A 23,700-nucleotide genomic window follows, 5' to 3' on the forward strand; every position below is an offset into this window, starting at 1 on the left:
CGCCGCCTTCATTTCCCCACCGGGTTGAGCGGGCTTTCCGGATGGTAAATCCTTCCTTACGCACCGACCCGCCGACCGGCCGGGAAAGCGGCAATTTCGTACCGATTTTCGCTGGACGCATGCACTTTGGTACAAGTCTCCCCACCGAATTGTCGCGGATTTAACAAAGCGGCGGCGCCTCGCATTTAACCGTTTGTGCAGTGACGGCTGCGCATAGTTGCGAGCAAATCCTTGTTCTTGCCAGGTTCATCATCGTGACATCCTTTGGACGCGTGATTTCGGTACGAGGATCGCTCGCCCGGGTCGGACTTTTGGCGGAAAGCCGGATGCCGATCGCCGAAGTGCGCGCCACCGTCGGCCGCTTCGTCAGCATCCGCTGCGCCAGCTCGATCATCGTGGCCATGATCACCGAGGTCTCCTGCGAGAACCTCTCGAACGACAACTACGTTGCCGTCGCCTCCGTCGACCTGCTCGGCGAGATCCTCAATGCCAGCGACAAGGCCAAGTTCCAGCGCGGCGTCACCAACTATCCGACCATCGGCGATGCGGTCGACCTGATCACCAGCCAGGAGCTGCGCACGATCTATGCGCCGACCGGCACGGACCAGATCAATGTCGGTTTCCTGCAACAGGACCGTTCCGTCGTCGCCTATGTCGACGTCGAGGAAATGCTCTCCAAACACTTCGCGGTGCTCGGTTCGACCGGCGTCGGCAAATCGACCGGCGTGTCGCTGTTGCTCAACGAGATCCTGAAAGCGCGCCCGAACCTGCGCATCTTCCTGCTCGACGTCCACAACGAATACGGCCGCTGCTTCGGCGACCGCGCGCTGGTGCTGAACCCGCGGAACCTGAAGCTGCCGTTTTGGCTGTTCAATTTCGAGGAAATCGTCGACGTGCTGTTCGGCGGCCGGCCCGGCGTGCCCGAAGAGCTCGACATCCTCGCCGAAGTCATCCCGATCGCCAAGGGCGTTTACACGCAGTATCAGAACGCCGACCGCATCGGCCTGAAGCGCGTCGATCCCAAGCAGGTCGGCTTCACCGTCGACACGCCGGTGCCGTACCGCCTGGTCGATCTGATCTCGCTGATCGACGAGCGCATGGGCAAGCTGGAAAACCGCTCCTCGCGCATCGTCTATCACAAGCTGATCTCGCGCATCGAGGCGGTGCGCAACGATCCGCGCTACGCGTTCATGTTCGACAACGCCAACGTCGGCGGCGACACCATGGCGGAGGTGATCAGCCATCTGTTCCGCCTGCCCGCCAACGGCAAGCCGATGACGGTGATGCAGCTCGCCGGCTTCCCGGCTGAGGTCATCGACTCCGTCGTCTCGGTGCTCTGCCGCATGGCCTTCGATTTCGGCCTGTGGAGCGACGGCGTCTCGCCGCTGCTGTTCGTCTGCGAGGAGGCGCATCGCTATGCCTCCGCCGACCGCAACGTCGGTTTCGGGCCCACCCGCAAGGCGGTGTCGCGCATCGCCAAGGAAGGCCGCAAATACGGCGTCTATCTCGGCCTCATCACCCAGCGTCCGGCCGAGCTCGACGCCACCATCATCTCCCAGTGCAACACGCTGTTCACGATGCGCCTTGCCAACGACCGCGACCAGGCGCTGCTCCGCGCCGCGGTGTCGGACGCGGCCGCGAACCTGCTCTCGTTCGTCCCTTCGCTCGGCACCCGCGAGGTGCTTGCGTTCGGCGAAGGCGTAGCACTGCCGACGCGATTGCGCTTCAAGGAGGTGCCGCCGCATCAATTGCCGCGCGGCGAAGCGACCATCAGCAGCGTTCCCTCGGTCACTGCCGGTCACGACATGCATTTCGTGGGCGCCGTACTCGAGCGCTGGCGCGGCGCCACCTCGCAGCGCGATGCGCCGAACGATCCGGTGTTCTCGGCTCCGCCCGCAAAGACGCTCTCCAGCCTCGACGCCCCGATGCTCCAGCCGTCGATGGGGCTCGACCCCGACCGCTTCTCGCTGTTGAAGAAGCCGTTGCGGTAAGGGGCGGATACCGCCTCCCCAAATTCCGCTGTCATGCCCCGGCTTGACCGGGGCATCCAGTACGCCGCAGCCTCTCCATATCCCATCGCCGTCTCTGAAATACTGGATCGCCGATCAAGTCGGGCGATGACAGCGAGTATGTGGCACGTTGAGGCGACCGCCCGCATCGACTATGTTTGCGGCCCCGATCCGGAAAAAACACCAATGACAAAGACAGCCGCCCAACGCTTCCCCGCCCCGGCCATCGACACGCTGCCCGAGGACATCCGCACGCGCCTTCTCACCGTGCAGGAGAAGAGCGGCTTCGTGCCCAACGTGTTCCTGACGCTAGCCTACCGGCCCGACGAGTTCCGCGCCTTCTTCGCCTACCACGACGCGCTGATGGAGAAAGACTCCGGCCTCACGAAGGCCGAGCGCGAGATGATCGTGGTGGCCACTTCGGCCGCCAACCAGTGCCAGTATTGCGTGATCGCGCACGGTGCGATCCTGCGCATCCGCGCCAAGAACCCGCTGATCGCCGACCAGGTCGCGGTGAACTACCGCAAGGCCGACATCACGCCGCGGCAGAAGGCGATGCTCGATTTCGCGATGAAGGTCTCGGCCGACGCACAGCGGATTTCGGAGGAGGATTTCGCGGCGCTTGCCCCACACGGCTTCAGCGACGACGACATCTGGGATATTGCCGCGATCTCGGCGTTCTTCGCGCTGTCGAACCGGCTCGCGAACTTCACGGGCATGCGGCCGAACGACGAGTTCTACCTGATGGGGCGCCTGCCGAAACAATGATCGCCTCGCTCGACTGGCCGGAGATCGTGCTGCGGCTTGGCACCGCCTCGCTCGCAGGCTGCGCCATCGGCTTGAACCGCGACCTGCACGGCAAGCCGATCGGGCTGAAGACGCTCGGCATCGTCGGCCTGTCGACCGCGACTGTGGTGTTGCTCGCGGTCCAGTTCGCCGAGCCCGGCAAGATCTCGGACGCGACCAGCCGCGTCATCCAGGGCATCCTCACCGGCATCGGCTTTCTTGGCGCCGGCGTGATCGTCCACGAAAGCGAGCATTTTCGGGTTCGCGGCCTCACTAGCGCCGCCTGTACCTTCCTCGCCGCCTGCGTCGGGATTGCCTGCGGCGCCGGAGAGTGGCCGATCGTCGGCACGGCGTTCGTCCTGGCTTTCCTGATCCTCACCGTCGGCAACCGCACCGAGCACTGGCTGCACCGCGCGCTCGGCGGTGAGGCGGAGTCGCATGATGCCGAGACAACGGCGAGGCGAGATGTGCGGGAGCGCTAGTCCCCAGGTCGGGCAGAGCTCTTGCGAAACCCGTCACCCTTCGCACCACGCGGGCAGACCCGCCTTGATTTCTCTACCCCCATGCAGGCAACCGGGGTTCTGGACTCGATTGATCCCGTTTATCCTCACTCGCAGACGTCATCGGTTTGGACCTGCAATCTATGCACTATGTCACGTCTGGTCGCGCCAGGCTCGCAACAGAGATCGTGGGCGGCGGCACTGCCATCGTCTTTCTTCATGCCAACGTGTGCGACCGGCGCATGTGGCGCGACCAGTTGAATGGACTCGGCGCCACTCACAAGGCGGTTGCTTATGACCGGCGTGGGTTCGGCGAAACTCAGGCCGAGTTGGAGGACTTCTCCGCCCTCGCAGACCTCGTGGCCGTGCTGGATGCTACCGCAGACGGCAAGCGCGCGGTCCTTGTTGGCTGCTCCCTCGGCGGGCGCGTCGCGCTTGATGCCACGCTTCGACACCCATCGCGTGTTGGCGCCCTCGTTCTGATCGCCCCTAATGTCGCAGGCGCACCTGATCCGGTTTATCCTCCCGAGATCGATAAGCTGATGGCGCAATCAAGGAGGATTGAGGCATCGGGCGATCTGGATCGGTTGAACGCGATGAAGGCGCGTCTCTGGCTGGACGGACCACTGGCCCCCGAAGGCCGCGTAGCCGGTCCCGCTCGCGACCTGCTCCTTGACATGAACGGCATCGCGCTCCGCTCCGCGCCATTCGGATCGGACATTGACATTCAACCCTTCTTCCACCGCCTCAGTGAAGTCGCTGTGCCGACCCTTGTGATCTGGGGCGATCTCGACTTTCCCTACGTTCAGGAACGCTGTCGTCACGTGGCAGCGACAGTACCGGACGCGGAAGGGCGTGAGATGCCGGGTGTCGCGCATCTGCCTAGCCTGGAGCGCCCGGAGGAAATCACAGCCCTCATCGCCGAATTTGCCGCCCGATGTATGGGATCAGCCGAGTAGATGGGGTGTCTCGCGCTACGGCACGGTCGAATTTTCGCGTCGATTGCGCGAGGGGCAACAAGCCATGCTGACAAGACGTTGGCAGCAGCGCTCGCTTATGCGTGTCCAGCCGGCTGTTGATGTGAGCGGCCAGGATGAGCGGCTTCTTGGCCAACGAGGATTGAGGCAACCATGACCGACCGTACCGGAGGATGCGCTTGCGGCGCGATCCGATTCAGGATCAATGCGCCGCTGATGGGTGTCGGGATCTGCCACTGCACCGATTGCCAGAAGGCTTCGGGCGGCGGGCCGAACTACGTCGCGCTCGCGCCGAAGACCGGCCTCGAAGTCACGAAGGGCGAGGCAAAAATCTACTCGCGCAAGGCCGACAGCGGCGGCGACGTCGGTCGCGCCTTTTGTCCGGATTGCGGGTCTCCGCTGTGGAGCCTGCCTCCCAATGCGCCATTCCTGACTGTCAAGCTTGGCGCGCTTGACAGCAATTCAGACCTGACGCCGGCCCTGCATCTCTATACGTCCTCGGCGCCACCGTGGCATCTGATGCACGAGGGGCTGCCGACCTTCCCTAAGATGCTGCCATCTCCGCCGCCCGGAGCCTGAGCCACCGGCCTTGATGTCCGGGCCTACCGCCGCTGCGTTGCCTGCGGCGGCGGCGCGCTACTGCGCTAGTGCTGCTTCCCCATCAACTCGACCGCCGGGGCAAAGCGTTCGGCAAACGTCGCGGCCTTGGCCTCGCGAGCCGCGGCAAGCGAAGCCGAGATGAAACTGTGAAACCCTACTGTGGCGACCGCGAGCAAGGCGGCGGCGAAGACCAGACGGCGCATTCCTCCCTCCTTTGTGGGCTCGAGTGCCCCGAAGGATGGAACGGCTTTGTTTCAGGACCTCTTCGTGCGCCAGGAAAATGATTTCACTCAAGAGACTGTGATGAGGTCCGGCCGGCAAGGACGCTCCGGTAAACAACGGAATACCTTGGTTTAGCGCGCTCATCCCTTCTTATGACCTCCGCATAAGCTCGTACAATTGAGCGATGGGGAGAGATCCTTATGCTCGCCGACTAGTCCAAAGCGACGAATGAACCGCGCGAACTTCACGCTCGAAAGGCGCAACTAACAATGGTCACGTCGTTTTACAGTGGCGCGGGTCACGTTGGGAATTTTGCGCTCGGGATAACGATAGTGAATCGCAAGGCTGCTGCGACAAGCAGCTCTTGCTGGATGCAGGTTCGTCGAGGAACAATCAAATGAACGTCTTCGTTCAGAAGCTTAATGGCCTGTGGCACCTGATCGTCGGGTCGTGCCAGATCCGCACCCCTTTCCTGGAGACTCAGGACAGGGAGCTGGTCGTGACATACGCCCGGCGCGTCTACCCCGGCGCCAAGATCTTCCAGCGCGATTGATGTGAGCGCTGCGCCCTAGTCGTCCGCCGCCGGTCCGCACCAGCCGGGCAGATAGATCGCGTCCTTGATCTTTGCGGCAGCCATCGCCTTCTCCAGCGCCTTGTCGAAATTGGCATCGACCGCCTTGCGTGACAGCTTGCGGCGCAAATAGTCGGCCCACAGGAATTCGGAGAACGGCGTGGTGTCCTTGGCGAAGCCTCCCATCCGGCGGAGTTCGCCGGCGAGGCTGCGGAACGGATCGTCCTTGAGAGCGGCGACCGATTTCGGCAGGTCCTTGAAATGCCGCCGCTCACCCTTGGCATCGTAAGGGTAGACCCAGCGCTTGTTGTCCATCACGCCCCAGAAGGCGTCGCGCTCGACCATCCTGAGGTCGCCGACGATGGTGACCAGCACGTCCTTGACGCCCTCGTCGTGAAGCGCGCGGGCCAGATGATGATGGTCGATGACGTAGTAGCGCTGGTCCGGCCCGTGAACCACGGGGATCATGTGCTTGCCGAGCGAGTCCGCCTGCTTCTGCTTGTCCTGCTCGCGCCAGCGCTTGCGCTTCTCCTTGACCTCGCGCATGCCGACCGTCATCTGCGTCGGCTTCAGCGACAGGATCGACACCGGGTGCACTCTGGGCTCGCGCGTGTTGGTCATTGTCGAAAACCCCTCAAAGGTTGCAAAGAACGTCCTGAACTCCGTACGATTATGCCATGACGGCCGGGACGGCAAATGCCGCTGCGGCGCGAAGAGATCAAAAGCGGATGCTTAAAATCCCGAATGAACGGACGACCAATGGACGGACCGGCAAGGCACGGATCGTCAGGCTCGGCGGGCGCGAAATCATCGCCGAGGGGTTGACGCTGAATTTCTGGGCCGACATCAGCCATCGCTGCATGACGGCGTCCTGGCCGGTGTTCATCGCGGGCGCAGCGCTGGTCTTTCTCGCCTTCAACGCGTTCTTCGCCTATTTCTACTGGTTCGGCGACCTGCCGATCTCGAACGTCCCCGGCGGCGCCTATATCGACTACTTTTACTTCTCCATCGAGACGCTCTCGACCGCGGGCTACGGCGACATGCATCCGCAGAGCCATTACGGCCACTTCGTTGCGACGGTCGAATTGTTCACCGGCATCTTCTCGATGTCGCTGATGACGGGGCTGATCTTCGCCCGCTTCTCGCGGCCGAGCGCGCGGCTGTTGTTCGCCGAGAACCCGGTGATCTCGCTGCACGAGGGCAAGCCGACCCTGATGATCCGCCTTGCCAATGAGCGGCACAACGTCATCGCCAATGCCAATGCGCGGGTCTGGGCCTTCAAGAGCGTGGTGACGAAGGAAGGCCGGCCGCTGCGGCGCTTTTACGAACTCGCGCTCGACCGCAACGAAATCCCCGGCCTTGCCCTGAGCTGGACGCTCTATCACACGCTGGACGAGACGAGCCCGTTGCATGCTTTGTCGGCGGAAGACATGGAAGCCGCGACCGTCGCGCTCATCGTGGTGCTGTCGGGCTACGACGTTGTTGCAGCGCAAACGGTGCATGCCCGCAAATCCTACGAGCATTTCGAGATCAGGTTCGATGTCGACATCCTCGATACGCAGGACGATGGACGGCTGCGCATCGACTACGGCAGGTTCCACCAGACACTGGAAACGACCGGCGAAGCATAATTCCAAACGCGACAGATGCACGCTGTGCTTGTGAAGATTTTCTGCAACGCTTCGCAGCCCTGTGCTATCTAAATTTCGCTGCTTTGAAGGCTGATCCGCGACCGATCCTTGGCATGAAAACCCAGCGGCCCATAACCTCGGACGACGAGCACCGGGTGCTCCAGTTCAGGCCGCGCGGCCAGCTCCAGGGCGTTCCCCGGCGGGGGAACGGGACGGTGCAGCCGTTGCACGCCCAGCCCGCGCCGGAACCACTCGACCTCTCGCGTTACGAGCAGCCCCGCGACGAGCCGGACGACTTTCGCCACCGCATGCTCGCCAACATCGCAGCCCTCGCCTTCACCATCGCGCTCACCGCGATCGGTATCTGGCTCGCGGTCAGCATTGCCGACCTGCGCCGGACCCAGGATTGCGTGCTGATGGGCCGTCGCGACTGCGTGAAGATCACGACGCCGCATATCTAGGCAGCCCGGCCCGGAGAGCCCGGGTTCGCGGGGCTCCGACCGGCATCCCCAGCCCTGTCCCCGGGCCCTGCCCGGCTCCATTGAACTCAGGGCGGCCGTCCGATATACGGGCACTCGACCCGGCCAGAGGGCGTTTGAGGGCATCACTCGGGGCGCGATGCCCGCCCACCGTGCCTCTCTGGAAAATCTGACAAATACCTGCAATATATCAAAGGCTTAGTGATGTCCTCTACATTCGATCAGGTCGCCACGATCATCGCTGAAACCTGCGACATCCCGCGCGACACGATCACGCCGGATAGTCACGCCATCGACGATCTGGGCATCGACAGCCTCGATTTCCTGGACATCGCGTTTGCGATCGACAAGCAGTTCGGCATCAAGCTGCCGCTGGAGAAGTGGACCCAGGAGGTCAACGACGGCAAGGCGACAACCGAGCAGTATTTCGTGCTGAAGAACCTGTGCGCGCGCATCGACGAGCTGGTGGCGGCCAAGGGCGCGAGCGCCTGATCGCGCAACCATGCAACTCGAATACTTCCACATGATCGATCGCATCGTCGACCTCAACGTCGACGAGAAGCGGATCGTCGTCGAGGCGCTCGTTCCGAAGGAAAGCACCATCTTCGAGGGACACTTTCCGGGCTATCCGCTGATGCCCGGCGTGCTCCTGATCGAATCGATGGCGCAGGCCTCGGGCTGGCTGCAGCTCGGCGTGTTGAAGTTCGAGCGCATGCCGATCCTCGCCGCCGTGAAGGAGGCCAAGGTCCGCGGCTCGGTCTTCCCCGGCGATCTCATGAGCATCGAGGCAACCCTCGCCCATGAGGGCTCGGGCTACGCCATGACCGAGGCCAAGATCCGGGTCGGCGGCAAGCTGCGCGCGAATTCGACGCTCACCTTCACGCAGATTCCCTTCCCCAATGCGGATATGCGCAGCTACATGGACGCGTTCGCCAAGCGCATCGGCTTTCCGCAACAGGCCGTTTCGCCATGACTGACACTCCTGCTTCGAAGCCCGGCCAGACGGAAGTCTGGATCACCGGTATTGGACTTGCCACTTCGCTCGGCGAAGGGCTGGACGCCAACTGGGCCGCGCTCGGCGAGCGGCGCATCAACGTCGACGAGAAGGGGTTTGCCCCTTTCATCGTGCATCCCCTGATGCCGGTCAGTTTCGACAGCCAGATCCCGAAGAAGGGCGACCAGCGCCAGATGGAAGCCTGGCAGCGCATCGGCACCTATGCGGCGGGCCTGGCGCTCGATTCGGCCGGGATCAAAGGCAACAAGGACATCCTCTCCAAGATCGACATGGTGGTCGCGGCCGGCGGCGGCGAGCGCGATCTCAACGTCGATACCGGCGTGCTCACGGCCGAGGCCAAGGGCGCCAATGCGCCCGGCTTCCTCAACGAGCGGCTGATGAGCGATCTGCGGCCGACGCTGTTCCTGGCCCAGCTCTCCAACCTGCTCGCCGGCAACATCGCCATCGTGCACGGTCTCGGCGGCACCTCGCGCACCTTCATGGGTGAAGAGGTGGCGGGCGCGGATGCCACGCGCATCGCGCTGGCACGGATCGCCTCGGGCGAGAGCGACATTGCGCTGGTCGGCGGCTCGCATAATGGCGAGCGCAAGGACCTGATGGTCCTCTACGAGTTCGGCGACTTCAACCTGAAGGACAAGTTCGCCCCGGTCTGGGGGCGCAAGGACCACGCCGGCTTCGCGCTCGGCTCGGCCGGCGCATTCCTGGTGCTGGAATCGAAGGCCCATGCGGAAGCGCGCGGCGCAAAACCGTTTGCGAAGCTGACGAGCGTGGTGGCTGATCTGGCCAGGCGCAAGCAGCCGGGCGAACTGACCGCGACGCTTCAGAAGCTGTGGTCGAAGCTGCCCAGGCGCGAGGGCAAGGGCGCGATCATCACGGGGGCAACCGGCGCGGAGCCGGCGACCGCCGAGGAGCGCGCCTTCCTCGAGAGCCATGCGGACTTCCCGGTTCGCGCCACCGGTACCATGTTCGGCCACACCATGGAGACGCAGTTCCCGCTCGGGATTGCGCTCGCCGCACTGTCGCTCTCGCGCGGGGCCCTGTTCCCGCCGAACGATTCGACCGGCCTCGAGATTGAAATGCAGTCGGCTCCGACCCAGATTGTGGTGGTGGGAGCCGGACACTGGCGCGGCGAAGGCATGGCGCTGGTGGAAGCGGTCAGCTGAGCCGCGCGTTCGGCTGGTTGTTTGGGACGATTGAGACGAGCGGGGGAATCATGACAGCACCACGCGACAAATTCGGACGGCCCGTCGTAGTCGTCACCGGCATGGGCATCATGACCTCGCTCGGCGCCGGCAAGGCCGACAACTGGTCGAAGCTCGTCGCCGGGCAATCCGGCATCCGCACCATCACGCGCTTTCCGACCGACGGGCTGAAGACGACGATGGCCGGCACGGTCGATTTCGTCAGCGTCGATCCGTTCTCCTCCACCGGCCTCTCCGAACGGATGGCCGAGATGGTCACGGAGGAAGCGCTGGATCAGGCCGGTATCGGCGCCAAGGGCGATTTCCCGGGCCCCCTCTTCCTGGCGGTTGCGCCGGTCGAGGTCGAATGGCCGCAGCGCCGCGAACTCGGCCGCGCCGTCGGCACGTCCGACTTCACCTACGATGATCTCCTGCGCATCTCCGGCGGCGGCAAATACACCGCCTATCATCACCGCTTCATGTTCGGCTCGGTAGCCGCACACCTCGCCGAGACCTTCGGCACCAAGGGCTCGCCGATCTCGCTGTCGACGGCCTGCGCCTCGGGGGCAACCTCGATCCAGCTCGGCGTCGAGGCGATCCGCCGCGGCGAGACCGATGCGGCGCTGTGCGTCGCGACCGACGGTACCGTGAATCCCGAAGCTCTGGTGCGCTTCTCGCTGCTCTCCGCGCTCTCCACGCAGAACGAACCGCCGCAGGCCGCCTCGCGGCCGTTCTCGAAGAATCGCGACGGCTTCGTCATGGCTGAAGGCGCAGGCGCCCTCGTGCTCGAAAGCTATGAGGCGGCGACCGCGCGCGGCGCAAAGATCCTCGGCGTGCTCGCCGGCTGCGGCGAGCTCACCGACTCCTTCCATCGCACCCGCTCCTCCCCCGACGGCAAGCCGATCATCGGCTGCATGAACAAGACGCTGGCCGATGCCGGCATGACGCCGGACCAGATCGACCACATCAACGCCCACGGCACCGCGACGCCCGAAAACGACAAGATGGAGTTCAACACGACCTCGGCCGTGTTCGGCGATCTCGCGCAGAAAATTCCGGTGACCTCCAACAAGTCGATGGTCGGCCACACCATCTCGGCCGCCGGAGCGGTGGAGGCGATCTTCTCGCTGCTGACGCTCGAGCATCAGCGCATTCCGCCGACCATCAACTACGACAATCCGGATCCCACGATCCTGTTCAACGTCGTCGGCAATACCGCGCGCGATGCCCGCGTCACCGCGGTCATGTCGAACTCGTTCGGCTTCGGCGGCCAGAACGCCTCGCTGATCCTGACCCGCGAACCGGCCTGATCGGACGCATGGCGCTGCTTCCTGCGAGCACGAAGGCCCGCGCGCGGGAAGTTGCCAAGTCGATCGGCGGAAGCGTGATCGGCGCGGCCACCGTCGGCATGCTGCGCACCACGCGCTATTTCGATCCGGTCAAGACCTCGGACTTCTTCGCGCGCGTCACCAAGACGATCGGCCCGCGCCTGCGCGAGCACCGCATCGGCCGCGCCAACCTCACCGCGGCATTTCCCGAGAAATCGCCGGAAGAGATAGAAAAGATCCTGATGGGCGTCTGGGACAATCTCGGCCGCGTCGGCGCCGAGTTCGCCCATCTCGATCAGGTCTGGGACTATGACCGCGATCATCCGGAAAAGAGCCGGATCGAGTTGTCGCCGCGCACCGTCGAGCTGTTCGACCACATCAGGGACGACGGCAAGCCGGCGCTGATCTTCGCCTCGCATCTCGCCAACTGGGAATTGCCGGCACTCGCTGCCGTCGCGCATGGGCTCGACACCGCGATCCTCTATCGCCGCCCGAATATCGCGTCCGCCGATCGCATCATCCAGGAGATGCGCCAGGTCAACATGGGCACGCTGATCCCGGCGGGGCGCGACGCGCCGTTCCGGCTTGGCGAAGCGCTCAGGAACGGCCAGCACGTCGCCATGCTGGTCGATCAATATCTGACCGGCGGCGTCGAGGTCACCTTCTTCGGCCGCAAGACCCGCGCCAACCCGATGCTGGCGCGGCTCTTGCGCCAGGTCGAATGCCCCATCCACGGCGTGCGCATCATCCGCTTGCCCGGCTATCGCTTCCGCGCCGAGCTGACCGAGGAGATCCCGCCGGTGCGCGACGCCGAGGGCAAGATCGACGTCCAGGGCACGACGCAGGCGATCACCAACGTGGTGGAAGGCTGGGTGCGCGAATATCCCGAGCAGTGGCTCTGGCTGCATCGGAGATGGCGGTAGTTTGCTCCGTCATTGCGAGCGCAGCGAAGCAATCCAGACTGCCTCCGCGGAAAGATTCTGGATTGCTTCGCTGCGCTCGCAATGACGAGGCTCGTGGCACGCGCCGTCCACACTCTCGCCTGTCATCGCCCGGCTCGACCGGGCGATCCTGTATTCCAGAGACGGTGACGGATACGGAGGGGCCGCGGCGTACTGGATGCCCCGCTTTCGCGGGGCATGACAGCGAGGGTTAGGAAGCGGCTTGCACTCCTGACGCACGCTTTCATCGTGCACGCTTGCGATCGCCCCATCGCCGCAAACTCGCCCTCACCGCTCCGGCAATCCTGCGTCGACCTCGGCCTGAACGACGCGTTCCCAGGCTGCGATATTCACCGGACTTGCGTTCTTCATCGGCGGCGAGACGTTGAGCCTGGTCGTGCCGGGCCGCAAGCGCAGTCCCTCCGCGATCGCCGCCCTCGCCTCCTCGAACCGGCCCGATCTCTGGTAGGCGGCGGCGAGCAGAAAGTGCGAGCGGCCGGTCGCCGGCGTAATGGCGATCGAACGCTGCAGCCACGGCAACGCCTCCTCGTCGCGCCCCATCAAGACATTCGCCAAGCCCGCGCCGAGCAGCCAGGTCCAGCGCGAGGCCGGCGGCGTATCGTAACGATCGGCTTGCTGGAATGTCGCGAGCGCATCGTCGAAGCGGCCGAGATAGATTTGGCCCAATCCGATCAGATAGAGCGCAGAGCCGTTCCACGGATCGAAGCTCAACGCCTTGGCGCAGGTGACGAGACTTTCCACGAAATGGTTGGTCGCACTGAGGAAGCGGCAGTAAGCCTCGAGCACCGGAATGGAATTCGGCTTCGATCGCAAGGCTCGCGCGAGCGTCGCATTGGCCTGCGCTTCGACGGCAACCGCCTCCTCCGGACTGAACCAGACCATCTGGATGCCACGCATCTGCAGCGAGGCGAGCGCGACGGCCAGATCGACATTGTCAGGATCGTCGGTGAGCGCCTTCTGCAGCATCGCCTGCGCCGCGCCAAAACGCTCGCGTGTCGTCTGGTTGATCGAGGCGAGCGCCTGCTCGATGGCGACCTTGTCGCCGCCCGCGGACTGTCCGCGGCTGGCGGACGAGGACGCGCTGGGCTCCAGCATGTCGTTGAGGCGGCGCGCCAGCACGTGACCTGCGCCCGCGGCGAGCCGGGACTGCGCAAGCTGCGCGTCCGCCTCCTCCGCGTTGACCGAAACGGCAGCGACCTGAACCTCGCCGGTGGCGGTCTTGATCATGCGCGCCCGTAGCGTCCAGGATTGATCGCTACGCTGCAACTCGCCGCGGATTTCGTAATCGGGTGATGCGGCCCGTGCACTGGTGCTTTCGACGCCCGCGAGCGCTGGCGATCGCGGCGCAACCACGCTGATGTTCTGGATCTTCGCAAAGCCGTCCGTGAGGCGGCCGGTGACCTCCTCCGCTGTCCCGGCGCCGCGCGAATCGCTGCTGGCATCAACGATCGGCAGCACGGCGACACGCGGCGGCTTTCGCCGGAACAGGAGGTCCGGCTTCAGCACCGGCGCGGCCACCGCAAGCCCCACGACGATCACGCCGAGCCCGGCCACTGCGGCGACCATGGCCCGCCGGCTGAAACCGAAGATCGAGCGCTGCGACCTCGCCTGTGCCAGGACACCCTCGGCCGGCGCCGCGGGCGCGGCCTCCATGGCCTCGGCGGGCGGAGGCGCCTCGGCCTCCGCCATGACCTCCGGCTTGGCCTCAACCTCCGCCGTCAGCAGATAGCCGCCGCCGGAGGCGAGCTTGATCAGCTGCCGCCGGTCATCGCCGAGCGCGGTGCGAAGCTCGCGGATACATTGGAACAGGCTGTCCTCGCCGACATGGACGTTCGGCCAGACCGCCTCCATCAGTTCCTGCTTGCTGAGCACCCGGCCGCCGCTGGTCGCGAACAGCCGCAGCATCTCGAAGGTTTTCGGCCGGAGCTTGATCGCAACGCCATCCGGCCCCCGCAGCTCCGCGCGCTGCTGATCCAGCCCGAAGCCGGCGAAACGAAGCACGCTATCCCCCAAAGTGTCTCTCCAGCCCGCTCATATAGTGGAAGTCTGCCGAAAGTGACCGGAAAACGGGTCTGAAACGGAAATATCAGAAAGCTTCAGAAACTCCCCCGCGCCTTATCAGGACACCGCCCCAAGCCAATGACAAGAATCCGGCTTGAGACTCGCGAGCGTGCTGGGGGGAAGCGGTGGGGACGGAGAAATATTGTTTCGGGGCCACCCGCCGGCTGCGGGCCGCGCTGTTGACGTCGTCGGCGCTGGCTTTGGCCTGGATGCTGCCGACCACGCCATCGCGCGCCGCGGCGAACGGCACCTGGCTGACCTCTCCCAGCAGCAACGACTATGACACCGGCTCCAACTGGAGTGGCGGCTTCGTGCCGGTGGGCACCGCCACCTTCGGTGCCTCTGATACCACCAGCCTGGTGATTTCGAGCGCCACCGTCGGCGGCTGGACCTTCAATGCCGGCGCCTCGAACTACACCTTTAACGTCAGCAACTCGCTGAACTTCACCGGCGCCGGCATCACCATCAACGGCGGCAGCGCCACCATCACGAACAACTCCTCACTGGCTTTCCAGAACACCAGCACGGCCGGCGGCGCGACAATCAACAACAACAGCTCCCTTCAATTCGGCGACAGCAGCACGGCCGGCAACGCAACCATTACAAACAACAACGGCGGCATGACTTACTTTGTCGGCAACAGCACGGCGGGCAACGCAGCCATCACCAACACCAACCTCCTTTACTTCTATGACTACAGCAGCGCCGGCAGCGCCACCATCACCAACAATGGCGGCATCACCTTCCAGGACAACAGCACGGCCGGCAACGCGACCATCACCATCAATGGCAGCATCACCTTTCAGGACAACAGCACGGCCGGCAATGCGGCGATCATCAACAATGCCAACGCCCTGGTCGACTTCAGCCAGACCGCGGGCCTGAGCGGCGACAACAAGATCAGCGCCGGCTCGATCGCGGGCGCGGGCTTGTACCTGCTCGGCGTCAATGAGCTGACCGTAGGGTCCAGCAATCTCTCGACCTAAGTGAGCGGCGTCATCGCCGGCAGCGGCGGTTCGCTGGTCAAGATCGGCACCGGCACACTGACGCTGTCGGGAGCGAACACCTACACCGGCGGCACCACGATCAACGGCGGCACGTTACAGCTCGGCACGGCCACCAGCGTCGGCACGATTCTGGGGATCGTCACCGTTGGCGCCAGCGGCACGTTCGACGTTCTCAACGCCGACACCAGCGGCATCACCAGCATCTCCAACAGCGGGAAAACATATTTCCGCAACGTTACGAGTGCCGGCGGCGCCAGCGTCACCAATAACGGCCAGCTGGCTTTCTACGACACGAGCACGGCCGGCACCGCCACCATCACCAACGTCGCCGGCACCCTCAAATTCAACAATTCGAGCTCGGCGGGCAGCGCGACCATTATCAACAGCAACTACCTGTATTTCAACGATACCAGCACTGCGGGCAGCGCCACCATCACCAACAGCAGCAACGGCAGGGTCCTTTTTTTCGGAAACGCCACGGCCGGCAGCGCCACCATCACCAACAGCAACAACGCCTACCTGTATTTCTACGGCAACAGCACGGCCGGCAACGCAACGATCACCAACAACAGCTGGCTGTCCTTCACGAACAGCACGGCCGGCAACGCCACGATCGCCAATGTTGGCAACGGCTCGCTGACTTTCTACGCGCAAAGCAGCGCCGGCAACGCCACCATCACCAATCTCGGCTCGGCAACGTTGACCTTCACCGACCAAAGCAGCGCCGGCAGCGCGACTATCACCAACTCCAATCTCCTGTACTTCTACAGCACCAGCACGGCGGGAAGCGCCGATATCACCAACAATGGCGGCATCTCGTTCTTCAACTCCAGCACAGCCGGTAACGCGACCATCACCGTCAACGGGAGCATGACTTTCTCCGACAACAGCACGGCCGGCAATGCGACCCTCATCGCTAATGCCAACACTCTCGTCGATTTCACCCCCACCTCGGGATTGAACGGCGACAACAAGGTCAGCGCGGGCTCGATCGCGGGCGCGGGCCTCTATTTGCTCGGCAGCAATGAGCTGACCGTCGGATCCAACAATCTCTCGACCGAAGTGAGCGGCGTCATCGGGGGTACCGGCTCGCTGGTCAAGATCGGCACCGGCACGCTGACGCTCTCGGGGACCAACACCTATACCGGCGGCACCACCTTCGCCGGCGGCACGGTCAGCGTCTCGTCCGAAGCCAATCTCGGCGACCTCGCGGGTGGCCTGACCTTCAACGGCGGGACCTTGCAGATCACGGGAACGACGTTCAACGCCACGACGCGCAGCATCACCTGGGGTGCCAATGGCGGCGCCTTCGACATTGCGGACGCAGCCAACAATTTCACCGTCAGCCAAAGTCTCAACGGCGGCGCGCTGACCAAATCCGGCGCCGGCACGCTGACCTTGACCGGCGCGGACACATTTTCCAGCGTGACGATCTCCGCCGGCACGCTGGCATTCCTCGATACCACGGCCGGTAACACGACCATCACCAATAACGCGCGGTTGGCGTTCTACGGTCACTCCACGGCCGGCAACGCGATCATCGTCAACAGCGGCAACGTACTGTTCGACGGCAATTCGACGCCCGACAACGCGCAGCTCATCAACACCGCGGCCACCGCCGTGTTCAACTTCTTCACCCCTGGCCCGGGCAGCGACGGCAAGCTCACCGCCGCCTCCATCGCCGGCAGCGGCCGCTTCGACCTCAACGGCACAGAGCTGACGGTCGGCAACAACAATTTGTCGACCGATGTCACCGGCGTGCTCACCGGCAACGGGAGCCTCACCGGAACATCGCTGATCAAGGTCGGCACCGGCACCATGACGCTCTCGGGCATTAACACCTACACCGGCGCGACCATCGTCGATGCGGGCGCGCTCGTCGTGAACGGATCGATTGCGGCGTCGAGCAGCGTCACCGTCAACAGCGGCGCGACCCTCGGCGGCGGCGGCACCGTGGGCACCACGACCGTCAACGCCGGCGGCACGCTCGCGGCCGGCAACGGCACCGCCAACTCGTCGTTGACCGTGGCGGGCAGCCTCGCGCTGCAATCCAGCGCCTTCTACATGGTGCAGATCAATCCGGCGACGTCGAGCTACGCCAATGTCTCGGGCACGGCGACGCTCGGCGGATCGACACTCCAGGCTGTCTACGCCAATGGCAGCTACGTCGCCAAGCAGTACACGATCCTGACCGCCGGCAGCGTCAGCGGCACGTTCGGTTCTGTCGTCCAGACCAACCTGCCGTCGAACTTCCATACCACGGTGAGCTATGACGCCACCCACGCCTATCTCAACCTGATCCTGGACTTCGTTGCGCCGCCGGGCAGCGGCCTTTCCGGCAATCAGCAGAAGGTCGGCAATGCCATCATCAACTCCTTCAACGCAAATGGCGGCATCTCGCTGGTCTATAGCGGGCTGACGGCCGGCGGCCTGACGCAGGCTTCGGGCGAAACGGCCGCTGGCTCGCAGCAGACCACCTTCCAGGCCATGGGCCAGTTCATGGGCCTGCTCACCGATCCCTCCGGTGCGGGCCGCGACATCGGCGGCTCCGCGCCGCCGGCCTATGCCGACAGCACACCAACAGGCGCCGCACGCGATGCCTTTGCCATGCTGGCCAAGGCGCCACCGGCCCAGACCTTCGAGCAGCGCTGGAGCGTGTGGGCTTCCGGCTTCGCCGGATCGCAGACCACAGACGGCAACACCGCGCTAGGTTCGAACAGCGCAACCAGCCGCCTGTTCGGCACCGCCGCCGGCGCCGAGTATTGGTTCTCGCCGCAGACACTGGCCGGCTTTGCGCTGGCCGGCGGCGGCACCAGCTTCTCCGTGGTCAATGGCGGCAGTGGCCGCTCCGACCTGTTCCAGGCCGGCGCATACGTCCGCCACAACAATGGCCCGAACTACATTACCGCCGCGCTGGCCTATGGCTGGCAGGACGTCACCACCGATCGCACCGTGACGCTCGCCGGCGTCGATCGCCTGCGCGCCGAGTTTAACGCGAATGCGTGGAGCGGCCGGCTCGAAGGCGGCTATCGCTTTGTCGCGCCGTGGATCGGCGGCATCGGCCTGACGCCCTACGCCGCCGGCCAGTTCACGACGTTCAACCTGCCGGGCTACGCAGAGTCCGTCGTCTCGGGCAGCAATGCCTTCGCGCTGGCCTATGCAGCGAAGAGCGTCACCGATGCGCGTAGCGAACTCGGCCTGCGTGCCGACAAGTCCTTCGCCATGGCCAACGGCGTCCTCACCCTGCGCGGCCGCGCCGCCTGGGCGCACGACTTCAATCCGGATCACTCCGTCGCCGCGACGTTCCAGGCGCTGCCGGGCGCGAGCTTCGTCGTCAACGGCGCACGCGCCGCAAGCGACTCCGCTCTCACCACCGCCTCCGCCGAAATGAAATGGCTCAACGGCTGGTCGGCGGCAGCAAGCTTCGAGGGCGAGCTCTCCAACGTGACGCGCTCCTACGCTGGCAAGGGCACGGTGCGCTATGCGTGGTAGGCGGCACATCGACTCTTTTCAAATTGGATATCGAGACTTTGAAATACGAAATTTGAGAATGCGAGACATGGGAATGAAGGCGAGTGAAGTCTGGTGGGCAGCGGCCGCGTTGGCGCTGCTGGTGTGTCCGCTTGCGAAAGCGCAGGCGCAGACACCCTGCGTCACCACCGGCACCAACCAGACCTGCACGAATTCTGCGTCAATGGCCGGCATCATCGATACGGCGACCTTGACGTTGACCAATACCGCGAGCGGCACGGTCACTGGGGGCAAATCTGGCGTCTTCGCCAACACCGCCAACGTGGCGAATTCCGGCACCATCTCGGCGGGCGGCACCGGCATCGTCGCCACCACCATCGCCAATGTGACGAACACTGGCACCATCTCCGGGGGCTTTGACGGCATCAGCGCCAACACTGCGAATGTGACGAACTCCGGCACTATCTCGGGGGTCTTCAACAGCATCAGCGCCAACACCGCAAATGTGACGAACTCCGGCACCATCTCGGGACGCGGCGGCGCCGGCATCAGCGCCAATACAGCGAAAGTGACGAACTCCGGCATCATCTCGGGGGGTAGCTACGGCGTCCTCGCCTTCAACGCCGCCAATGTGACAAATTCCGGCACCATCTCAGGGAGCTTCTTCGGCATCGAAACCATCACCGCGAACGTGACGAACTCCGGCACTATCTCGGGCGGCACCTACGGCATCGCCGCCTTCCTCGGCAACGCCTCCGTGACGAACTCCGGCACCATTTCTGGAATCATTGCGTTGCAGTTTGGGGGCACTGCAAACACTCTGACGCTTCTGCCGGGCTCGCGCATCATCGGCGCGATCAATCTCGGCGGCGGCGGCAGTGCTATCAAACTTGGCGAGGGCGGCGACAGCATCTCACTCGGCAGCGGCGATACCGTCAACTTCCGCGGCGGCAACCACAACCTGACTTTCGATACGCTCACCGGTGCGACCGTGACCGGCACCACGCCGTTCGCTGTCTCGGGCAACCAGGCCGTCGCCATCGACCCCACCTCCTTCGCGGCGAACTGGCGCTCGCTCGCCGATTTCACCCGCGGCGTGTCGGATGCGGTGCCGGTGTTTTCCGGTGGCACGTCCGGCAGCAGCGCGCCGCTCGCCTTCGCGGGGCCTGATGCGCCCTCGCGTTTCGACGATGCCTTTGCAGCGATCCCCTCGCGTGCGTCCGCCTATGCGAGCGAGGCCATGGTGTTCAAGGCACCGACATCGACCTATGCAGACGGCACGACGGTATGGGCCCGCGGCTTTGCCGGCCAGCGCATCCAGCAGCAGGACGGCGTCCTGCTGCGCACGGCCAATCTGTTCTATGGCGGCATGATCGGCGCCGATTTCGCGGCGCGCCCCGACCTGCGCACCGGCCTCTTCCTCGGCGGCGGCAAGACCCGCTCGAGCATCGATCTCAACCAGGGCAGCGCGGATTCCGACATGCTGTTCGGCGGCGCCTATGCCCGCTACGACATCGGCGCGTCCTTCCTGCATGGCGCGATCCAGGGCGGCGGCTCGCGCAACACCACGACGCGCACCGTCAACAACAACCTCGTCACAGGCGGCATCGAGAACGCCGTCGCCTCGTTCAACGGCTGGTATGTCAGCCCCGAGCTGACCTTCGGTCATCACTTTGCGCTCGGCCAGCTCGCGGACGCCACCTACACGCTGACGCCGAGCGCGCGCGTGCGCTATCTCTACGGCGCCTTCGACGGCTACACCGAGACCGGCACCACCGCGCCGCTGACGGTGGGCGAGCAGACCGCGAACACGCTGGAGGAACGTGGCGAGGTGAAGCTGACCCGCAGCGTGGCGTTCGGCCCGATGAGCCAGCTCTCCACCAGCCTCTCTGGTGGCGTGCTCGGCACGCAACGCGTCGGCAGCTCCACCGTCAACGCCGCCCTGCTCGGCCAGGCCATTCCGTTCGCGACGCCGGGGCAAGCCAACGTCTGGGGCGGTTTCGGCGGCCTGGGGCTGGAGTGGCGCAGCCGCAACGTCACCCTGTACGCAGCCGCCGAATATCTCGCGCTGTCGGACAACTCCAACGTGGTCAGCGGCCGCGCGGGTTTGCGCGTCGGGTTCTGAGCGCCTGCGGGGCGATTAAGCCAGACATCATCGCGACTTAGGCGCCGCCACCTCGGTAAACCCCGAGGTGGCGGTTCTACTTTTCATGGGATTGTTTTGCAGGGTTTTGGTTGCCGCCGCTCTACCGCCCCGTCTTCAACTTGGTCCAGAGCCGGTTGATGATCCGCTGGGTGGCGGGATCGCGGGCGGTGATGACGAAGAGTTTTGCGAGCGTCGCCTCGTCCGGATAGATGTTCTTGTCGCCCAGGATCTTCGGGTCGACCAGCTTTTGGGCAGCGAGGTTGCCGCTGGCGTAGGACAGGAAGTCGGAGTTCTTCGCGGCGACGTCCGGGCGGTAGAGATAGTTGATCAGCTCGTAGGCTTCCGCGACGTTCTTGGCATCCGCGGGGATCGCGAGATTGTCGAAGAACATCTGCGCGCCCTCTTTGGGAATCGCATAGCCGATCTCGATGCCGTTCTTGGCTTCAGCCGCGCGGGCGCGGGCCTGCATGATGTCGCCGGACCAGCCGACCACGAAGCAGATCTCGCCGGTCGCGAGCGCGCTGAGATATTCGGACGAATGAAACTTGCGCACGGACGGGCGAACCTTGGCGACGACGTCGGCGGCCTTCTCCAGGTCCGCCTGCTTGGTCGAGTTCGGATCGAGCCCGAGATAGTTCAGCGCCGCCGGAAAGATGTCGTCGGCAGAGTCGAGCATGTGGACGCCGCAATCTTTGAACTTGGCGAGGTTCTCCGGCTTGAAGACGATGTCCCAGCTGTCGATCTTCGCGTCGGGCCCGAGTATCTGCTTCACCTTAGCGACATTGTAGCCGATGCCGGTCGTGCCCCACATGTAGTTCGCGGCAAAGACGTTGCCGGGATCGTAGGTCGCAAGGTGCTGGTTCACCATCGGCCAAGCGTTGGCGAGATTGGGCAGCTTCGACTTGTCGAGCTTCTGGAAGATGTTCGCCTTGATCTGCCGCTGGAGGAAATAGGCGGTGGGCACCACGACGTCGTAGCCGGATTTGCCGGCCATCAGGCGCGTTTCCAGCGTCTCGTTGGCGTCGAAGGTGTCGTAGACCACCTTGATGCCGGTCTCCTTGGTAAAGTTGTCAAGGACATCCGGCGCCATGTAGTTGGACCAGTTGTAGAAGTTGACGACGCGCTCCTCGGCCCCTGCGGGAGCGGAGAGCAACGTCAGCGCTGCGGCGATTGCGAAACCACGGCAAAGCCAGGAGCGGCTGACGTTCGTCATCTCAGATCTACCTCTTGCGCCCGCGCACCGCGTCCGACAGCCGCTCCAGCGCGGTGTCGAGCGTCTCGTCCTTCTTGGCAAAGCAGAAGCGCACCACGGAGGTCACGGGGTCCTGCTCGTAGAACGCCGACACCGGGATCGCCGCAACTTTGTAATCTTTCACGATGCGCCAGCAGAACTCGGTATCGCTCTCGTTGAGCCCGAGCGGCGACAGGTCCACGGTGAGGAAGTAGGTGCCTTGCGATTTCAGCACGGGGAAGCCGAGGCTCTCCAGGCCCTTGGTCAGACGATCCCGGCTCCTCGCCAGATCCTTGCGCATCGAGACGAAATACTCGTCCGGCTTGCCGAGGCCATAGGCGACGGCGGCCTGCAGGTTCGGCGCAGTAGTGAAAGTCAGGAACTGGTGCACCTTGGCGGCCACCCTCAGCAAGGGCGGCGCGGCGCAGACGAAGCCGATCTTCCAGCCGGTCAGCGAGAAGATCTTGCCGGCCGAGCCGACCTTGATGGTGCGCTCGCGCATGCCGGGGATGGTGATCAGCGGGATGTGCTTGTGCTCGTCGAAGGTGACGTGCTCCCAGACCTCGTCGCAGATCGCGATGACGTCGAACTCCTGGCAATAGCGCGCCAACAGTTCGAGGTCCTCGCGCGGAAAGACGACGGCGGATGGATTCAAGGGGTTGTTGAACAGGACCGCCTTGGTCTTTGAATTGAACACGCTTTTCAGCATGTCCTCGTCCAGCCGCCAGTGCGGCGGCTGGAGCCGCACCAGGCGCGGAATGCCGCCGGCCTGGCGGATGATCGGCAAATAGGAATCATAGACCGGCTGGAAGCAGACGACCTCGTCGCCGGGCTGCACCACCGCGAGGATCGCCGAGGTCAGGGCCTCGGTGCCGCCGGAGGTCACCATGACCTCGCTCATCGGATCGAGCTTCAACCCGTGCCAGTGCCCGTAATGGGTCGCGATCGCCTGGCGCAGCTCGGGGATGCCCATCATCGACGGGTACTGGTTGTAGCCATGCACCGAGGCATCGGCCGCGGCGCGGCGGATGTCCTCGGGGCCGGGATCGTCGGGAAAGCCCTGACCGAGATTGATGGCGGCATTGTCGCGCGCGGCCTGCGACATCGCCTCGAAGATGGTGACGGGAAGGTCGGCGAAGACCTTGTTCAGGGAGGAGCTCTTGGACGACATCGGCTTAGATCAGCCACCGACCTTGGTGGGGAGGCCCGCCGACTTCCAGCCGAGCATGCCGCCTGCAAGATGCTTGTCGTAGGCAAGCCCCGCCGCCTGCGCGGCGAGCGAGGCCGTCACCGAGCGCTTGCCGGAGCGGCAGGCGAACACGACGTCCTTTCCTTGCGGATCGGGGATCGCCTTGGGGTCGAAGGTCGAGAGCGGCACGACGACGCCATAGGGATAGGCCTCCGCGGCAACCTCGTTGGGCTCACGGACGTCGACGAGCAGATAGCGCCCCTCGCTCACACCCTTGGCGACCTCGTCCGGGGTCAGATCTTGCACCTGGTTTGCCACTTCATCCTCCAGAACG

At 64.4% G+C, this 23,700-nt stretch carries 22 protein-coding genes; 16 read left to right on the forward strand and 6 right to left on the reverse strand.

The annotated features are described in order from the left end of the window. Nucleotides 1-254: 254 nt before the first annotated feature. From Q2941_RS05130 to Q2941_RS05150, 5 genes are all read left to right on the forward strand, one after another. Complete coding sequence (locus Q2941_RS05130; protein WP_458191825.1) at nt 255-1,991, forward strand: ATP-binding protein; 1,737 nt, start codon at nt 255-257, stop codon at nt 1,989-1,991. Nucleotides 1,992-2,195: 204 nt separating this feature from the next. Further along, nucleotides 2,196-2,777 (forward strand): peroxidase-related enzyme, encoded by a 582-nt coding sequence (locus Q2941_RS05135; protein ID WP_458191826.1) that lies wholly within the window; start codon nt 2,196-2,198, stop codon nt 2,775-2,777. After that, nucleotides 2,777-3,277 (forward strand): MgtC/SapB family protein, encoded by a 501-nt coding sequence (locus Q2941_RS05140; RefSeq protein WP_254113855.1) that lies wholly within the window; start codon nt 2,777-2,779, stop codon nt 3,275-3,277. The genes Q2941_RS05135 and Q2941_RS05140 overlap by 1 nt, the downstream gene beginning before the upstream one ends. A 161-nt stretch (nt 3,278-3,438) precedes the next feature. Continuing rightward, the gene (locus Q2941_RS05145; RefSeq protein ID WP_458191827.1) at nt 3,439-4,254 is read left to right on the forward strand and encodes an alpha/beta fold hydrolase; all 816 of its coding nucleotides are present in this window, start codon (nt 3,439-3,441) and stop codon (nt 4,252-4,254) included. A 171-nt stretch (nt 4,255-4,425) separates the two neighbouring features. Beyond that, nucleotides 4,426-4,851: a GFA family protein gene (locus Q2941_RS05150; RefSeq protein ID WP_458191828.1), complete on the forward strand. Its 426-nt coding sequence runs from the start codon at nt 4,426-4,428 to the stop codon at nt 4,849-4,851. Between the two features lie 65 nt (nt 4,852-4,916). On the opposite strand, the gene Q2941_RS05155 is transcribed toward Q2941_RS05150, so the two are convergent. Beyond that, on the reverse strand, nt 4,917-5,075 hold the full coding sequence (locus Q2941_RS05155; protein ID WP_458191829.1) for a hypothetical protein: 159 nt from the start codon (nt 5,073-5,075) through the stop codon (nt 4,917-4,919). Between the two features lie 416 nt (nt 5,076-5,491). Between Q2941_RS05155 and Q2941_RS05160 the strand changes: the two genes are divergently transcribed. Continuing rightward, nucleotides 5,492-5,647, forward strand: a complete 156-nt coding sequence (locus tag Q2941_RS05160; protein ID WP_198031773.1) for a hypothetical protein — start codon at nt 5,492-5,494, stop codon at nt 5,645-5,647. 15 nt (nt 5,648-5,662) lie between these two features. On the opposite strand, the gene Q2941_RS05165 is transcribed toward Q2941_RS05160, so the two are convergent. Beyond that, on the reverse strand, nt 5,663-6,286 hold the full coding sequence (locus Q2941_RS05165; protein ID WP_458191830.1) for a ParB-like protein: 624 nt from the start codon (nt 6,284-6,286) through the stop codon (nt 5,663-5,665). A 107-nt stretch (nt 6,287-6,393) separates the two neighbouring features. On the opposite strand from Q2941_RS05165, the gene Q2941_RS05170 reads away from it, so the two are divergent. The 7 genes from Q2941_RS05170 (at nt 6,394) to Q2941_RS05200 (ending at nt 12,222) form a co-directional block, all read left to right on the forward strand. Then, on the forward strand, nt 6,394-7,296 hold the full coding sequence (locus Q2941_RS05170) for an ion channel (RefSeq protein ID WP_458191831.1): 903 nt from the start codon (nt 6,394-6,396) through the stop codon (nt 7,294-7,296). Nucleotides 7,297-7,409: 113 nt separating this feature from the next. Next, entirely contained in the window at nt 7,410-7,757 is a 348-nt protein-coding gene (locus Q2941_RS05175; protein ID WP_458191832.1) for a hypothetical protein, read from the forward strand. 222 nt (nt 7,758-7,979) lie between these two features. After that, complete coding sequence (locus Q2941_RS05180; protein ID WP_007592476.1) at nt 7,980-8,267, forward strand: acyl carrier protein; 288 nt, start codon at nt 7,980-7,982, stop codon at nt 8,265-8,267. Nucleotides 8,268-8,277: 10 nt separating this feature from the next. After that, a complete protein-coding gene (locus tag Q2941_RS05185; protein WP_027523670.1) occupies nt 8,278-8,748 on the forward strand; it encodes a 3-hydroxyacyl-ACP dehydratase FabZ family protein in 471 nt (156 codons plus the stop codon). Continuing rightward, on the forward strand, nt 8,745-9,953 hold the full coding sequence (locus Q2941_RS05190; protein ID WP_027523669.1) for a beta-ketoacyl-ACP synthase: 1,209 nt from the start codon (nt 8,745-8,747) through the stop codon (nt 9,951-9,953). The genes Q2941_RS05185 and Q2941_RS05190 overlap by 4 nt, the downstream gene beginning before the upstream one ends. A gap of 50 nt (nt 9,954-10,003) precedes the next feature. Next, on the forward strand, nt 10,004-11,281 hold the full coding sequence (locus tag Q2941_RS05195; protein ID WP_458191833.1) for a beta-ketoacyl-ACP synthase: 1,278 nt from the start codon (nt 10,004-10,006) through the stop codon (nt 11,279-11,281). A gap of 8 nt (nt 11,282-11,289) precedes the next feature. After that, nucleotides 11,290-12,222 (forward strand): lipid A biosynthesis lauroyl acyltransferase, encoded by a 933-nt coding sequence (locus Q2941_RS05200; RefSeq protein WP_027523667.1) that lies wholly within the window; start codon nt 11,290-11,292, stop codon nt 12,220-12,222. Nucleotides 12,223-12,528: 306 nt separating this feature from the next. Here the strand turns inward: Q2941_RS05200 and Q2941_RS05205 are convergent, their stop codons facing one another. After that, on the reverse strand, nt 12,529-14,262 hold the full coding sequence (locus tag Q2941_RS05205; RefSeq protein ID WP_458191834.1) for a winged helix-turn-helix domain-containing protein: 1,734 nt from the start codon (nt 14,260-14,262) through the stop codon (nt 12,529-12,531). A 269-nt stretch (nt 14,263-14,531) separates the two neighbouring features. Here Q2941_RS05205 and Q2941_RS05210 point away from each other — a divergent pair, with 269 nt between their 5' ends. From Q2941_RS05210 to Q2941_RS05220, 3 genes are all read left to right on the forward strand, one after another. Further along, a complete protein-coding gene (locus Q2941_RS05210; protein WP_458191835.1) occupies nt 14,532-15,308 on the forward strand; it encodes a hypothetical protein in 777 nt (258 codons plus the stop codon). Further along, nucleotides 15,309-18,821, forward strand: coding sequence for an autotransporter domain-containing protein (locus Q2941_RS05215; protein ID WP_458191836.1), 3,513 nt, complete (start codon nt 15,309-15,311; stop codon nt 18,819-18,821). Between the two features lie 73 nt (nt 18,822-18,894). Continuing rightward, nucleotides 18,895-20,925, forward strand: coding sequence for an autotransporter outer membrane beta-barrel domain-containing protein (locus Q2941_RS05220; RefSeq protein WP_458191837.1), 2,031 nt, complete (start codon nt 18,895-18,897; stop codon nt 20,923-20,925). A 121-nt stretch (nt 20,926-21,046) separates the two neighbouring features. Here Q2941_RS05220 and Q2941_RS05225 read toward each other — a convergent pair whose 3' ends face one another. From Q2941_RS05225 to Q2941_RS05235, 3 genes are read right to left on the reverse strand one after another with little or no spacing between them, the layout of a single operon-like run. After that, nucleotides 21,047-22,159: a polyamine ABC transporter substrate-binding protein gene (locus Q2941_RS05225; RefSeq protein WP_458191838.1), complete on the reverse strand. Its 1,113-nt coding sequence runs from the start codon at nt 22,157-22,159 to the stop codon at nt 21,047-21,049. A 7-nt stretch (nt 22,160-22,166) separates the two neighbouring features. Continuing rightward, nucleotides 22,167-23,348, reverse strand: coding sequence for an aminotransferase (locus Q2941_RS05230; RefSeq protein WP_035662661.1), 1,182 nt, complete (start codon nt 23,346-23,348; stop codon nt 22,167-22,169). A gap of 9 nt (nt 23,349-23,357) precedes the next feature. After that, nucleotides 23,358-23,684 (reverse strand): rhodanese-like domain-containing protein, encoded by a 327-nt coding sequence (locus Q2941_RS05235; RefSeq protein WP_027523661.1) that lies wholly within the window; start codon nt 23,682-23,684, stop codon nt 23,358-23,360. Nucleotides 23,685-23,700 lie beyond the last annotated feature (16 nt).

Source organism: Bradyrhizobium sp. UFLA05-153 (genome assembly GCF_054185185.1).